This window comes from Nonomuraea insulae (genome assembly GCF_042656245.1).
The window spans coordinates 26,191-39,106 of record NZ_JBHSPA010000008.1 but is presented as its reverse complement, the minus strand read 5'-3'; the positions used below and the strand labels follow the sequence as shown (position 1 = coordinate 39,106).

Below are 12,916 nucleotides of genomic sequence, written 5' to 3'. Positions count from 1 at the left end.
ACGAAAATACTAGCTTTGCCGCGTTCTATCGGATCTTGGCCCGGCTCCGTACGGGCGGAACTCGAGGCCCTCGAACGTGCCCGAGGTGCGCCATCTGTCGATGTAGGCGAAGTACGCCATCGCCCCGTGCGGGTGGCCGACGCCGAGCCAGCCCTTCTTGCCGAGGTGCCGGCCCTCGTTGTTGTAGTAGCCGGGCGTGCAGTCCGGGGAGCCCAGGGCGGGGCCCGTGCCCGACAGGAGGAACTCCACCCACGCCTCCTCCGCCTGAGCGGTGGGCTCGATCTCCGCGTGGCCGTGGTCGAGGGCGTGCCTGACGGTGACGGCGATGGTCCTGCCCGCCTCCGTCAGGTTGTGCGGGATGTTGGAGATGAGGTTGGCGCCCTGCGTCGGCTGCACGAGGAAGGCGTTCGGGAATCCGTGCACGTGGACGCCGTGCAGCGTGCGCATGCCCTGCGCCCAGTGCTCCGACAGCCGGACCCCGCCGCGGCCGGTCACGTCGTAGCCGGCGCGGCGGGTGTAGTCGGTGCCGACCTCGAAGCCCGAGGCGTAGATGACGCAGTCGACCTCGTACTCCCTGCCCGCCACCACCACGCCCTTCTCCGTGATCCGCTCGACGCCCTTGCCGTCGGTGTCCACGAGGTGGGTGCCGGGCACGTTGAACGCCTGCAGGTATTCGTCGTGGAAGCAGGGCCGCTTGCAGAGCTGGCGGTACCAGGCCTTCAGCCGCCGCGCGGTCTCCGGGTCCTCGATGACGGTGTCCACGCGGGCGCGGATCTCCTCCATCTTCTCGAAGTCGGAGTCCTCGAACGCGGCCAGCATGCTCTCCTGGGTGAGCTCCTCCGGCGGCAGCTCCTTGAGCTTGGCGCGGAAGCGGCGGGAGATGTCGGTCCAGCCGTCCATGACCAGGTCCTCCTCGGCCTGGCCGCCGGCCTGGTTGGCGGTGAAGTTCTCCAGCCAGCGCTGCTGCCAGCCCGTCGTGGCGATCGTGGCGAACCACTCGGGGTCGGTCGGCCGGTTGTCCCGCACGTCCACGCTCGACGGGGTGCGCTGGACGACGTACAGCTCCTGGCACGCCCGCGCCAGGTGCGGCACGCACTGCACCGCCGTCGCGCCCGTGCCGATGACGGCCACCCGCTGGTCGGCCAGCCGGTCCAGGGGCGCGCCCGAGGGGTCGCCGCCGGTGTAGGCGTAGTCCCAGCGGCTCGTGTGGAAGGAATGGCCGGCGAAGTCCTGGATGCCGGGGATGCCGGGGAGTTTCGGGACGTGGAGGGGGCCGATGCCCATGGCGACGAACTGGGCGGTGAAGGCGTCGCCGCGGTTGGTGGTGATGGTCCAGCGTGAGCGGGTCTCGTCCCAGGTCAGGTCCAGGACCTCGGTGTGGAGGAGCGCGTTGTCGTACAGGCCGAAGTGTTTGCCGATGCGGCGGCAGTGTTCGAGGATCTCGGGGGCGTGGGCGTACTTCTCGGTCGGCATGTGGCCGGTCTCTTCGAGCAGCGGCATGTACACGAACGAGGCCGTGTCGCACTGCGCGCCCGGGTAGCGGTTCCAGTACCAGGTGCCGCCGAAGTCGCCGCCCTTCTCCACGATGCGCACGTCCTCGACCCCGGCCTCCTTCAGGCGGGCGCCGGTGACGAGTCCCGCGAAGCCGCCGCCGATGACCGCGATCGTCACGTGGTCGGACTTGGGGGCGCGTTCGGTCATCGGGGTGTACGGGTCGTCGAGGTAGTGGGCGAAGCGGCCGGTGAGGCGGAGGTACTGGTCGTTGCCGTCCGGACGGAGCCGCTTGTCGCGTTCCTCGCGGTATTTCCGGCGAAGGGCGTCCTTGTCGATCTCGGTCATGCATCCTCCGGCGACTTCTCGGGATGACGCTCAAATTTCAGAATGTCATTCGGTAATGGCCGCCGACAAGGAGACTGTGGGAGTCGCTCTTGGACCATACGTCCAGGCTCGTGGAGAAATCGTCCACTAGGGTGGTGGCTCGGACACACGAGGAAGCGGATCTGTCTTGGCCCATCGTGCGCTGGTCATCGCCATGTTGCCCGCGATCGGGCTGCGCGTGCTCGCCGTGCTCGGCTTCCCTCCCTCGATCCTCTTCTACGGCGACTCCTTCGCCTTCCTGGCCGAGGAGCTGAAGCCAGGGACGACCCGGCCCTCCGGCTACTCGCTGTTCCTGGCGCTGCTGCGGCCCGCGCACAGCCTGACGCTGGTGACGGTCCTGCAGCACCTGCTCGGGCTGGCGCTCGCGGTGGCCGTGTACGCGTTGCTGCGCCGCCGCGGCCTGCCAGGCTGGGGCGCCGCGCTGCTGGTCACCCCGCTGCTGTACGACGAGTTCCTCATCCTCCTCGAACACATGATCATGGCGGACGCGATCTTCATCGCGCTCGTCGCGGTGGCGATCACGCTGATCGTCTGGCGGGTCACGCCCACCACGGCGGCCGTCGGCGGGCTGCTGCTGGGGTTGGCCGGGATCACCAGGACGGTCGGCCTGCCGCTGCTGATCCTGACCGCCGCGTACCTGCTGATCAGGCGGTACGGCTGGCGGCCCCTGGTGGCGCTGGTGGTGGCCGGGCTGATTCCGCTGGGGGCGTACGCGACCTGGATGAAGGTGGAGAAGGACAAGTTCGGGCTGACCGAGGCCGACGGCAACTTCCTGTGGTCCAGGACCATGAGCTTCGCCGACTGCGCGGTGATCAAGCCGCCCGAGAGGTTGTCCGTGCTCTGCCCCGACATGCCGGTGGCACAGCGGCCCTATCCGCCGCACTGGTTGTGGGAGAGCTTCTCGCCGCTGCTCAAGGTGCCGGGGGCGGCCAACAGAAACCAGCTCGCCGGGGAGTTCGCCAGGGAGGCGATCCTCGCGCAGCCGGGGGCGTATCTGGGGGCGGTCGCCACCGACCTCACCCAGTTGGGGCGCTGGGAGCGTACCGGCGTGGAGGAGAAGACGCCGTACAAGTTGCCCAGCTCCGAACGGCCGCTGACCGAGTCGGTGCGGGACGTGGCCGAGTCGTACGAGGGGGGTCCCGCGGCGACGCGGGTGGTGGAGCCGTTCGCGGGGTGGCTGCGGGCGTACCAGAGGTTCGGCTACGTGCCGTTCCCGCTGCTCATGCTGGCCCTCGTCGGAACGCTGGTGACGGCGATCGTCAGGCGCCGGTGGGACGCGCTGCTGCCCGGGGTCGCCGCACTCGCCCTGGTCGTCTCGCCGCCGTTCCTGGCGGCCTTCGACGTGCGGTACGTGATTCCGGCGATTCCGCTGGTGTGCCTGGCGGTGGGGCTGACGTTCGGCGCCGCGACGCCGTTCCTGGCTGGTCGCCGGGCGGCGGCCGAGCGGCGGGAACCCGTCGAGGTGGCCTGATCGGCTTCCTATGGCCTTGTGTCGTCGAAGCGGGCCACGAAGCGGCGCTGCCATGGGGTTTCGACGGCCTGTGCGGCGTAGTGCTCGCGCACGTAGGCGACCGCCCGGTCGTTCGGGACGCCGTCCAGCACGGCCAGACAGGCCAGCGCAGTGCCCGTACGGCCGCGCCCGCCGCCGCAGGCGACCTCGACGCGTTCTGACTCGGCGCGTTCCCAGGCCTCGCGAAAGGCTGTGGCGGCGGCTCTGCGGTCGGAGGGAAGCCAGAAGTCCGGCCAGCGCACCCACCGCTGCTCCCAGTCGGAGGGTGGCGGTTGTTTGCCCAGGAGGTAGAGGGCGAAGGTGGGGGTCGGGCCCGGTGGGAGGGGGCGACGCAGGCCCCGGCCACGGACGAGGCGGCCCGAGGGCAGGCGCAGCACACCCTCGGCTGTGGGATCCCAGGTCACGGTCATGTCCGCGAGCGTAATCGCCGGCCTTTCCTGGGTGGCGGCTTTCCGCTTTCGGCGTGATCAGCGCAAAGCGGACCGGTCTCGGCGTGATCAGCGCAGAGCGGACCGCTTTTGGCGTGATCAGCGCAGGGCGGGGACAGTGGTCTCGGCGTGATCAGCGCAGGGCGGACAGTAGGAGGGCCCTGTGCCGGTGGATGAGGTCGCGATCGGCCGTGGCCCAGGCGACCGCCGCCGCGGCGTGGCGGCGGCGGGTGGCCGGCAGGCCGGGATCGGTGGCGTTGGCGGACTCCGCGTCGGCCATCTCGTCCTGCCTGCGTGTCATCGCCTCCAGCAGCGGCTCCGGCTCGACGTCACCGTAGCCGTCGCGTAGTTCGCGCAGGTGCCGGGCCTGGTCGGCGATCGGGACGTGGCCCTGTGCCTGGACGCACCAGGTCCATGCCAGGTAGCCCAGATCGTCGAGGCGGTCGCCTGGGCGGCAGGAGGACCAGTCGATGAAGGCGACCGGCAGTCCGGCCTGGAAGATCGTGTTGAAGGGGCCGGGGTCGCCGTGCATGACGCATTCGCGCCCGGCCGCCAGAGGGTGGCCGGCGGTGGCGTCGTGCAGCGCGCGGAGCATCCGGCCGCCGAGGGCGTACGCGCCGGGGGCCCGCTGGGTGGGATGGTCGGTGGTGACGCCGGGGATGTAGCTGAGCACGTCACGGCCACGCTCGTCGAGGCCGTGGTGGCGCGGGGCGTAGGGGTACGCCACCGATTCAAGATATTTCAGGACTTGGGCGGCGAACGCGGACCCGGCGTCCCGGGAACGGCGAACCGTCTCGCCGACCCGTACGACCTCCTGGGCCCTGTTCCCGCCCGTGAGCGGCTCCTCGGTCCTGTTCCCGCCCGTGAGCGGTTCCTCGGTCATGAGGCCGCCGGTGCAGAGAGCCAGCTCGTGGTGAGGTCGGCGAGGATGGCGCCGCCGCGGTCCGTGAGGTGGACGTGATCGACGAGAAGTTCGCGACCGCCCCTGCGGGCGATCTCGTCCCAGCTGCGCCGCAGCAGGTAGTGCTGGACCGCCGCGCCGAAGGCGAGCGGGAAGCTGAAGCCGTACGCCGTGCGGGCCTGGCCGCCTTGCCCGAGGATGTCGGTGAAGCGCTCGTGCAGGGGCAAGTAGTCGATCTTCGTCTGCGTGGCGATCTCCTTGATGACGGCGTTGTACCCGGCGAGCCGCCGGTTGATGTCCGTGTCCGGGTCCTCGCCGAGCGGCGGCAGGGACATGATCGCGAGGCGGGCGCCGGTGGCGGTCTTGACGCGGTCCACGACCGTGCGGAGGTCGTCGCGGTACTGGTCCAGCGGAACCTCGTTTCGTACGTCGTTGGTGCCTATCAGAAGCGTGACCGCCACCGGGTGGCACGCCACGATGTCGGTCTCGACGCGCTGCCGCAGGTCGGCGATGGTGTTGCCGTTGACGCCCGCGTTGACGAACTCGTACCCGGGATGCTTGGCGCGCAGTGCGGCCACCCAGTCCGGGCCGAGCGAGCCCTGCGTCATGCTGGCCCCCGCGGCCACCACGCGGGGGCGTTCTGCGGGCTTCGCGCAGGCGTCGGAGGGCGGGTTGTCCGGCGGGCGGAGGAAGGTGAGATAACCCACCATTCCGGCGGCACCCAGCGCGGCGGCGAGCACGACGCAGAGGACCCCGAGGATCTTCATCTAAACTCCTGGTGAGTAAACGCTCGTTAACGATTGCCGAGGCTAGTGAGCGTTAACTCACTATGTCAAGCAGAAGGGGTGGATATGGGCACCAGGGACGTGATCCTCGACGCGGCGGCCCAGGTCATGGCCGAGCGGGGCCTGGCCAACGTGACCACGCGCCAGATCGCGCGGGCCGCCGGGTTCACCGAGGCGGCCCTGTACAAACACTTCGCCAACAAGGCCGACCTGCTCGTGGCGGTGATACGGGAACGCTCGCCCGGCTTCGGCGAACTGGCCCAGGCCCTGCGAGGCGGGAGCGGCCTGGAGGACGACCTCACCGCGGTGGCCAGGGCGGCCATCGACTTCTACCGGGACGGGTTCCCGATGTTCGCCTCGATCTTCGCCGATCCGAGCACGCTGAGCGTGCACAAGGAGGAGTTGCGGCAGCAGGGAGCCGGCCCGCACAAGGCGAACGACGGGGTCGCCGCCTACCTCCGTGCCGCGCAGGAGGCCGGCCTGGTGCGGAAGGACGCCGATGTCCGCGCGGCGGCGGGGCTGCTGCTCGGGGCCTGCTTCCAGCATGCGTTCCTGAGCCACATGTCGGCGCCCGGGCCTCGGGACGACGGGGAGGCGGCGGCGGCGTTCGTGCGTACCCTGCTCGAATCCCTCACCGCCTGATGACCGTCGGCCGCGGGCGGCTGGGCGCCTCAGCGGGAGCAGGTCCGGAGCATGTTGAGCAGCGCGGCCTTCTCCTTCCTGGTCACGAAGAGCCGGTAGTGGTGCTTCACGGTGATCCACGAGGTCGCGTACCCGCACCAGTGGCCGCGGCGCTGCGGACGCCAGCTCTGCGGGCCCTGGCCGCCCTTGGCGATGTTGGCGGAGTGGCTGACGGTGATCAGCTCCGGGCGGACGAGGTCGTTGGCGAAAGCACGCCGCCGCGCCTGGCTCCATCTCTTGGCGCCGGAACGCCAGGCGTAGGCCAGGGGCACGACATGGTCGACGTCGACCAGCCTTTCGCTCTTCAACCGCTTGCCGTCGTACGGGCTGTGCCAGATGCCCTTCACGGGGTGGCAAGCGGCGTTCTTCCGTACGCGCCGGCCGTCGCGAGCCAGGACCGTCTCCCTCGTGTCGCACTTCCCCGCGTGCTTCGCCCATCGGGGCAGGAACCGCTCGCGGCTGTAGCCGCGAATCGACAAGGGCTCGGCGACCTTCAGCCCGGCCAGCCTGCGAACGGCCAGAGCCGCGGCACCGGCCTGCGCCGTCGCCTGCCCGGGGGAGACGGCGGCGGCGATCGGGCTGATCACGAGGGTGAGGAGGACGAGGTGAACGGACCGCCTCAGGAAGATCACGGTTTTGCCCATACCCAGCGACATCCCCGTGGACAGCGGCGATATTCGTCCTCGGCCACCGATTCACGGGCCCGTCGCGCACCCCGCTGAGCACCTGTCAGCCGGGCCGGCTCAGGGGGCACCCTCGATCGGCACGTTCTCGACCGTCCACTCCAGGCGCACCTCGTCGCCCGCGCACACGACCACGCCGCCCCACGCGAACACGTCGCTCGCCGCCGTGACCTGGTCGCCGTTGGCCTGCTCCGGCGACATGTACGCGGGTGTGCCCACGATCGAGGTGGTCTTGGTCGCGTCCGGCGTCAGGAGCTGGGCGATGCCGAAGTCGATCACCCGGGGGCCGACGGAGCTGAGCGGGATGTTGGCGGGCTTAAGGTCGCGGTGCACGACTCCGGCCTGGTGGATCGCGGTGAGCGCGGTGGCCACACCGACGACCGGCGCCTCCACGCTCGCGCCCGACATGGGGCCGCCGTCGCGGATGGCTTGCAACGCGCTTGACTCGCCGCCTGTCATCGGTGGTGCGCCAGGTAGAGCTGCCCCAGCCGGTCGATCCGCCAGAGCTGCCCCACCGTGATCAACGTGGCGCCGAACACGGTCGGCCAGACCTCCAGCATGACGAGCCCGTACACGAGCAGCCCGAACCCCGTCGCGCCGATCACCACGAGCAGCCGCTGCACCTTGCGATGATCCCCGGCGACCAGCGAACGGTCGCGTAGCCACATCCGCTCGCCGTAGATCCCCTTGGCCGTCCAGCTCTCCGGCCGCTCCACCGCGGGGAAGGCGTGCGGGTTGAGCGCCAGCCAGACGACGACCAGGCCCACCGGCACCAGCGCCCACCAGCCGATCCAGTCACGGCTCCAGATCGCGAGGATCATCAGCGGGATGGCGGCGAACCTGGTCCAGACGCTCCACGGGTTCGCGTGCCGCTTCCATGCCTCCTCCGACATGCCGACGGCCTTGGCGTACCTCTTCAGCATGCTCATGCGATCAGTCCTCTCGCGAGTGCGTTGACGGTGGCCTCGACGACCTGGTCGTGGTCGGGGCCGTAGCGGTCGCGGTGGACCACCAGCAATCCGGCGGTCCGCAGCACGCCGACCAGCACCTCCGGCGGGACGTCCGCCACGATCACCCCGTCTGCCTGGCCCCGGGCGAGGTAATCGAGCAGCGGCGTCATCAGGTGCGGCGTGACGCGGGCCACCTCCTCCGCCCCCACCCTGCGGGCCACCGCCTCCAGCTCGTCCGGCCGGGTGAGCAGGCGCCGGTAGAACGGGTCGGTGGTGAGCACCTCGATCATCTCCCGCATCAGCGCGGCCAGGGCCTCGGCGCTGGGTGGCCGGTCGAGCGCGGCGGCCAGGCGCTTGCCCATGATCGGCGCCCTGCGGATCATCACCTCCTTGTAGAGCTCCTCTTTGGACTCGAAGAAGGCGTAGAAGCTGCCCTTGGCGATGCCGGCCGGGGCGACCAGCTCGTCGAGTGAGGTCTTCTTCAGCCCTTGGGCGGCGAAGAGCCCTTCCGCGGTGTCGAGGATCCGCGCGCTGATGCGCGCTCTGTCCTCCGGTGTGAAGGCGACGGCCATCTGTCTATAACCCTATGACTTGTACGGATATTCAGTCATAGCGTACGCCGACTTCGCGCTCAGGGGAGTCGCGGGCTCAGATATGGGGAAGATCAGCACTAAGTGATCGTCTACTCACGATGAGTTCATGATCTCGGGGGCCGAAGATGTGTGACTATCCACCGTCCGCGTTCATCCGCAGTGCGCCGTCCAAGCCCAAGCGAGCCCGTGGGCCGCTCCTCATAACGCTCGCATGCGCCGTCGCCGTCGCGTTCAGCGTCGGCGTCGGCTTCTCCGCCGGACTCGCCCTGCAAACCGATCGTCCTGCCGTTCAGATTCCGGTGGCGATGCCATCGCTCGTCCACCAGGTCGTTCCTTCTTCACCTGCTCCGGCACCGGCCGCCGCGCCGACACCGGCACCGACGCCCGACCGGCGGCGCGAGAAAAGGCCGGCGACACACAGGAAGAGCGCTGAGACGCACCACAGGCCCGCACCGGCCGCCAGGCGCGTACCCGCCGAGACGCAGCACAAGCCCAGGCGCGTCCCTGTCGAGCGCCGCCCGCCGCGTCAGGGGTTCGACGACCTCGAGGATCGTATCCGTCGCGCTGTCTATTCGAACGTGCTGAAACACCTGCGCGACCGATACCGGCGCTAACCCGTCGGTTCGTCGCCGAGGTCGGTGCAGTGGGCGATCGTCGCGTCATCCGCCGCCACCGCGTGCCGCGCCTCCGCCTGCCGGACACGGTGGATGATCTCGGCGGGTCCGCTCGACGCCAGGAGGCCCATGACCCCTGGCCAGTCGGTGAGCCCGAACCGGTCCACGATGCGGCTGGCCCCATTGCTGAGCAGGACGGCACCGGTCAGCTCGGAGATCGCACAACTTCCGGTGATCGCCTCGTCCGCCGCCCGCGGGTCGTCCTTGGCCACCCAGAAGCCGCCCGGCTGGTTGCGGTTGGCGCGCAGGTCTCGCAGGACTCGGCGGTACTCGTCACTGCCCTCGGCGGCGGCCTTGAACGCGGGCTCGTACGACCGGCTGATGACCACCTCCCGGGGGTCGGAGACGACGAGCGGCGCACCGTCCGCCCTGTCGAGCACGACGAACGAGTCACCGAGCACCAGGTACTCGACGAGGCCGCCGGACAGGCGCAGGACGGCCACCGTCGCCGACGGGCTGATGGTGTCGGTGACGTCGCAGGTGTCCCGGTGATCGTCCGTCACCTGCTCGATGGCCTCGGCGAGCAGCGCGGGAAGGCCGCGGTCCGGCACGAGTGACAGGAGGCTGAGGAGGTGGCCTCCCAGGCGGCCTGCGTACCAGGCCACGCCGTGCCGGCAGAGCGATTCGGCGCCGGGGATGCCGGCGCCGTCGGTCAGCACCGCTGCCGTCGGCACGGCGCCGGCGAAGTCCTCGTTCGCGCGGCCCGCCTGCTTGGCCACGCTCGCCATCGTCACCCGCATGACCTGTCGCCGCCCCTCCATCGATCAGGGCGTTGATCATAACGGCCTCTCGTATGCTCCTACTCCTCCTCGGCGAACACGACCTCGCGACGCTTGCGGATCGTCGGGAGGACGGTGACGACGAGCGCCCCGACGGCCAGGACCAGGAGCACCGCGGAGATCGGCCGGGTCAGGAAGACCGACGCGTCCCCGCGGGAGATGATGAGCGCCCTGCGCATGTTCTCCTCGAGCAGGGGTCCGAGGACGAAGCCGAGCAGCAGGGGCGCCGGCTCGCAGCCGCACTTGATCAGGACGTAGCCCAGGATCCCGAAGAACACGATCGCGTAGACGTCGTACGCGTTGAACGACAGGGAGTAGGTGCCGATCGCGGCGAACAGGATGATCATCGGGAACAGCACCTGGTACGGGATGCGCAACATGCGCACCCAGAGGCCGATCAGCGGCAGGTTCAGCAGCACGAGCAGCACGTTGCCGATCCACATCGACGCGATCAGGCCCCAGAACAGCGCCGGTTCGTCGATGATGACGTTCGGGCCGGGGGTTATGCCGTGCACGATGAACGCGCCGACCATCAGCGCCATCACCGGATGGGCGGGCAGGCCCAGGGTGAGCAGCGGGATGAACGACGTCTGCGCGGCGGCGTTGTTCGCCGACTCGGGGCCGGCGACGCCCTCGATCGCGCCGTGCCCGAACTCCTGCCGTCGCTTCGAGATGCGCTTCTCCACGGCGTACGAGGTGAACGAGGCCAGCACGTGGCCACCACCGGGCAGTACGCCGAGCGCGGCACCGATGCCGGTGCCCCGCAGGATCGGGCCGACCATCCGGCGCCGGTCCTCGCGGGTCGGCCACAGGCTCATCACCTTGCTGATGACCGCCGTGCGGGTCTGCTCGTTCTCCAGGTTGCGCAGGATCTCGGCCACTCCGAACATGCCGACGGCGACCGACACGAAGTCGATGCCCTCGTACAACTCTCGCTGGTCGAGCACGAACCGGGGCGTACCCGTGTAGATGTCCTGGCCGACCGTGCCGAACAGGAGGCCGAGCGCGATCATCGCCAGCGCCTTGAGCGCCGTGCCACGGGCCAGCGCGATCGACACGACCAGGCCGAGCAGCACCAGCGAGAAGTATTCGGCCGGGCCGAACTTCAACGCGACGCGGGCCAGCGGCGGGGCCGCGACGGCCAGGGCGACGGTGGCGATCGTACCCGCGATGAAGGACCCGACCGCGGCGGCGGCCAGCGCCGCGCCGGCCCGACCCTGCTTGGCCATCTCGTGCCCGTCCAGCGCGGTGACCGCCGCCGACGACTCACCGGGCAGGTTGATCAGGATGGCGGTGGTCGAGCCGCCGTACTGTGCGCCGTAATAGATGCCGGCCAGCATGATCAGCGCGGTCACCGGCTCGAAGCTGAACGTGATCGGCAGCAGCATCGCCACCGTCGCCGTCGGCCCGATGCCCGGCAACACGCCGACCGCCGTCCCGAGCAGCACTCCGACGAAGCAGTAGAGGACGTTCTGGATCAGGAGGGCGGTCGAGAAGCCCAGTGCGAGGTTGTCGAGAAGTTCCATGCCTCAATCCGGATGCCGCGTCAGAACCCCAGCCATGGGCCCCACAGCGGGACCCTCAGCTGAAGTCCGACGACGAAGATGAGCGTGCCGGCCACGGTCAGCCCGGCGGCCACGGCCACGGCCATGAGCAGACGTACGCGTGTGCTGGCCAGCGTGGCGAGCAGGGCGGTCACCGCCGAGGTAGGTACGAATCCGAGGCCACGGACGGTGGCTCCGAAGAACAGGACCGCGAGCACGATCAGGCCGACCGCACGCCAGGGAATCGGCCCGAACGAGATCACCTCGCCGGCGATGAGTCCTTTGACGACGATCGCCAGGCCCAGGGTGGCCACGGCCACGCCGACCAGCAGCGGGAAGGCGCCGGGGCCCATCCGCAGCGGGGTGCCCAGCTCGTAGCCGAGCGCCCCCACCACGAATGCGCCACCGATCAGGACGAAGATCACCCCGGCGAGCACGTCCGGGAGGGACCGGCGGCGCTCCACCTCAGGAGGCCTTGACCCCGGCGTCGGCGATGACCTTCGCCCAGGTGCCGAGTTGCTCTTCGAGCTTGGTCCTGTGCGCCTGCGGGGTCGCGTCCTCGGCCGGGACCGGCGCGGTGCCGAGCTTGGCCATCTGGTCGATGACCTTCTGGTCGGCCAGCGCCACCTTCAGCGCCTCGGACAACTTCTGGACGACGTCCTGCGGTGTGCCCTTCGGTACGTAGAGGCCGTGCCACACGCTGACCTGGAGCTTGGGCAGCCCGGCCTCGGTCGTGGTGGGCACGTCGGGCAGGCTCTTCACCCGCTCTGGCGTGGTGACCGCGTACGCCTTCACCTCGCCGGCGGAGATCTGGCCGCTGGTGTTGGTCGTCTGGTCGCACATGAAGTCGACCTGGCCGCCGACCAGGTCGGTCAGCGCGGGGCCGGTGCCCTCGTACGGGACCTCCTGGAGTTTGACGCCCGCGGCGGTCTGGAACAGCAGGCCGCACAGGTGGGACGCGGCGCCGATGCCGGCGTTGGCCAGCGTGACCTTGCCGGCGTTCGCCTTCACGTAGGTCACGAGTTCCTGGAGTGTCTTGGGCTCGAAGTCCTTGCGGGCGACGATCGTCATCGGCACCTCGGTGACGAGCCCGACCATCTCGAAACTCTCGAGCGGCTTGTAGCCCAGGTCCTTGTACAGGGCGGGCGCCGTGGACATGCCGATGTGGTGCATGAGCACGGTGTAGCCGTCGGGCTCGGCCCGCGCGACCTGGCCGGCGCCGACGGTGCCGCCCGCTCCCTCGACGTTCTGTACGACGATCTTGGCGCCGAGCTTGGCGGCCATCGGTTCGGCGATCATGCGGGTGACGGTGTCCGTCGGACCGCCCGCGCTGAACGGCACGATGAACGTGATGTTCTGGTCCGGGTAGCCTCCGCCGGTGGTGGCTCCACCGGTGGCGTCGCCCGGGGCGCCACCGCTGCCGGAGCAGGCGGCGACGAGCGAAACGACGCCGATCGCGGCGATCATCCGCGCGGCGGCCCGGTACCTGCCGGTCGTTCTCATATCGCGG

General features: G+C 69.9%; 14 protein-coding genes. 2 read left to right on the top strand and 12 right to left on the bottom strand.

The genetic code is table 11. From position 1 onward, the window contains the following. Window positions 1-9: 9 nt before the first annotated feature. The gene (locus ACFPZ3_RS05585; protein ID WP_379512855.1) at window positions 10-1,839 is read right to left on the bottom strand and encodes a flavin-containing monooxygenase; all 1,830 of its coding nucleotides are present in this window, start codon (window positions 1,837-1,839) and stop codon (window positions 10-12) included. Window positions 1,840-2,005: 166 nt separating this feature from the next. Here ACFPZ3_RS05585 and ACFPZ3_RS05580 point away from each other — a divergent pair, with 166 nt between their 5' ends. Continuing rightward, window positions 2,006-3,349, top strand: coding sequence for a hypothetical protein (locus ACFPZ3_RS05580; protein ID WP_379512854.1), 1,344 nt, complete (start codon window positions 2,006-2,008; stop codon window positions 3,347-3,349). 8 nt (window positions 3,350-3,357) lie between these two features. Here ACFPZ3_RS05580 and ACFPZ3_RS05575 read toward each other — a convergent pair whose 3' ends face one another. From ACFPZ3_RS05575 to ACFPZ3_RS05565, 3 genes are all read right to left on the bottom strand, one after another. Continuing rightward, entirely contained in the window at window positions 3,358-3,798 is a 441-nt protein-coding gene (locus ACFPZ3_RS05575) for a protein-tyrosine phosphatase family protein (protein ID WP_379512853.1), read from the bottom strand. A gap of 151 nt (window positions 3,799-3,949) precedes the next feature. Next, window positions 3,950-4,699 (bottom strand): aminoglycoside phosphotransferase family protein, encoded by a 750-nt coding sequence (locus ACFPZ3_RS05570; RefSeq protein ID WP_379512852.1) that lies wholly within the window; start codon window positions 4,697-4,699, stop codon window positions 3,950-3,952. Then, window positions 4,696-5,484: an SGNH/GDSL hydrolase family protein gene (locus ACFPZ3_RS05565; protein WP_379512851.1), complete on the bottom strand. Its 789-nt coding sequence runs from the start codon at window positions 5,482-5,484 to the stop codon at window positions 4,696-4,698. Before ACFPZ3_RS05565 ends, ACFPZ3_RS05570 begins: the two co-directional genes overlap by 4 nt. An 84-nt stretch (window positions 5,485-5,568) precedes the next feature. On the opposite strand from ACFPZ3_RS05565, the gene ACFPZ3_RS05560 reads away from it, so the two are divergent. Then, window positions 5,569-6,144 carry a TetR/AcrR family transcriptional regulator gene (locus ACFPZ3_RS05560; protein WP_379512850.1) on the top strand — a complete coding sequence of 192 codons (576 nt, stop codon included), beginning with the start codon at window positions 5,569-5,571 and terminating at the stop codon, window positions 6,142-6,144. 29 nt (window positions 6,145-6,173) lie between these two features. Here ACFPZ3_RS05560 and ACFPZ3_RS05555 read toward each other — a convergent pair whose 3' ends face one another. From ACFPZ3_RS05555 to ACFPZ3_RS05520, 8 genes are all read right to left on the bottom strand, one after another. Further along, window positions 6,174-6,827: an HNH endonuclease family protein gene (locus ACFPZ3_RS05555; protein WP_379512849.1), complete on the bottom strand. Its 654-nt coding sequence runs from the start codon at window positions 6,825-6,827 to the stop codon at window positions 6,174-6,176. 99 nt (window positions 6,828-6,926) lie between these two features. Beyond that, window positions 6,927-7,325 (bottom strand): protein kinase domain-containing protein, encoded by a 399-nt coding sequence (locus tag ACFPZ3_RS05550; RefSeq protein ID WP_379512848.1) that lies wholly within the window; start codon window positions 7,323-7,325, stop codon window positions 6,927-6,929. Then, a complete protein-coding gene (locus tag ACFPZ3_RS05545; protein WP_379512847.1) occupies window positions 7,322-7,795 on the bottom strand; it encodes a DUF6653 family protein in 474 nt (157 codons plus the stop codon). Before ACFPZ3_RS05545 ends, ACFPZ3_RS05550 begins: the two co-directional genes overlap by 4 nt. Further along, entirely contained in the window at window positions 7,792-8,388 is a 597-nt protein-coding gene (locus ACFPZ3_RS05540; protein WP_379512846.1) for a TetR/AcrR family transcriptional regulator, read from the bottom strand. The genes ACFPZ3_RS05545 and ACFPZ3_RS05540 overlap by 4 nt, the downstream gene beginning before the upstream one ends. A gap of 631 nt (window positions 8,389-9,019) precedes the next feature. Next, window positions 9,020-9,844, bottom strand: a complete 825-nt coding sequence (locus ACFPZ3_RS05535; protein ID WP_379512845.1) for an integrase — start codon at window positions 9,842-9,844, stop codon at window positions 9,020-9,022. 38 nt (window positions 9,845-9,882) lie between these two features. Beyond that, window positions 9,883-11,388 (bottom strand): tripartite tricarboxylate transporter permease, encoded by a 1,506-nt coding sequence (locus ACFPZ3_RS05530; protein WP_379512844.1) that lies wholly within the window; start codon window positions 11,386-11,388, stop codon window positions 9,883-9,885. A 20-nt stretch (window positions 11,389-11,408) separates the two neighbouring features. Beyond that, complete coding sequence (locus ACFPZ3_RS05525; protein ID WP_379512843.1) at window positions 11,409-11,870, bottom strand: tripartite tricarboxylate transporter TctB family protein; 462 nt, start codon at window positions 11,868-11,870, stop codon at window positions 11,409-11,411. 1 nt (window position 11,871) lies between these two features. Next, window positions 11,872-12,909: a tripartite tricarboxylate transporter substrate-binding protein gene (locus ACFPZ3_RS05520; protein ID WP_379512842.1), complete on the bottom strand. Its 1,038-nt coding sequence runs from the start codon at window positions 12,907-12,909 to the stop codon at window positions 11,872-11,874. Window positions 12,910-12,916 lie beyond the last annotated feature (7 nt).

What these genes read in the sequence shown, in the direction of transcription:
- ACFPZ3_RS05560 (WP_379512850.1), top strand. Translation starts at nt 5,569, where the DNA reads ATGGGCACCAGGGACGTGATCCTCGACGCGGCGGCCCAGGTCATGGCC.
- ACFPZ3_RS05555 (WP_379512849.1), bottom strand. Translation starts at nt 6,827, where the DNA reads ATGGGCAAAACCGTGATCTTCCTGAGGCGGTCCGTTCACCTCGTCCTC.
- ACFPZ3_RS05545 (WP_379512847.1), bottom strand. Translation starts at nt 7,795, where the DNA reads ATGAGCATGCTGAAGAGGTACGCCAAGGCCGTCGGCATGTCGGAGGAG.
- ACFPZ3_RS05575 (WP_379512853.1), bottom strand. Translation starts at nt 3,798, where the DNA reads ATGACCGTGACCTGGGATCCCACAGCCGAGGGTGTGCTGCGCCTGCCC.
- ACFPZ3_RS05530 (WP_379512844.1), bottom strand. Translation starts at nt 11,388, where the DNA reads ATGGAACTTCTCGACAACCTCGCACTGGGCTTCTCGACCGCCCTCCTG.
- ACFPZ3_RS05585 (WP_379512855.1), bottom strand. Translation starts at nt 1,839, where the DNA reads ATGACCGAGATCGACAAGGACGCCCTTCGCCGGAAATACCGCGAGGAA.
- ACFPZ3_RS05535 (WP_379512845.1), bottom strand. Translation starts at nt 9,844, where the DNA reads ATGGAGGGGCGGCGACAGGTCATGCGGGTGACGATGGCGAGCGTGGCC.
- ACFPZ3_RS05565 (WP_379512851.1), bottom strand. Translation starts at nt 5,484, where the DNA reads ATGAAGATCCTCGGGGTCCTCTGCGTCGTGCTCGCCGCCGCGCTGGGT.
- ACFPZ3_RS05570 (WP_379512852.1), bottom strand. Translation starts at nt 4,699, where the DNA reads ATGACCGAGGAACCGCTCACGGGCGGGAACAGGACCGAGGAGCCGCTC.
- ACFPZ3_RS05550 (WP_379512848.1), bottom strand. Translation starts at nt 7,325, where the DNA reads ATGACAGGCGGCGAGTCAAGCGCGTTGCAAGCCATCCGCGACGGCGGC.
- ACFPZ3_RS05540 (WP_379512846.1), bottom strand. Translation starts at nt 8,388, where the DNA reads ATGGCCGTCGCCTTCACACCGGAGGACAGAGCGCGCATCAGCGCGCGG.
- ACFPZ3_RS05520 (WP_379512842.1), bottom strand. Translation starts at nt 12,909, where the DNA reads ATGAGAACGACCGGCAGGTACCGGGCCGCCGCGCGGATGATCGCCGCG.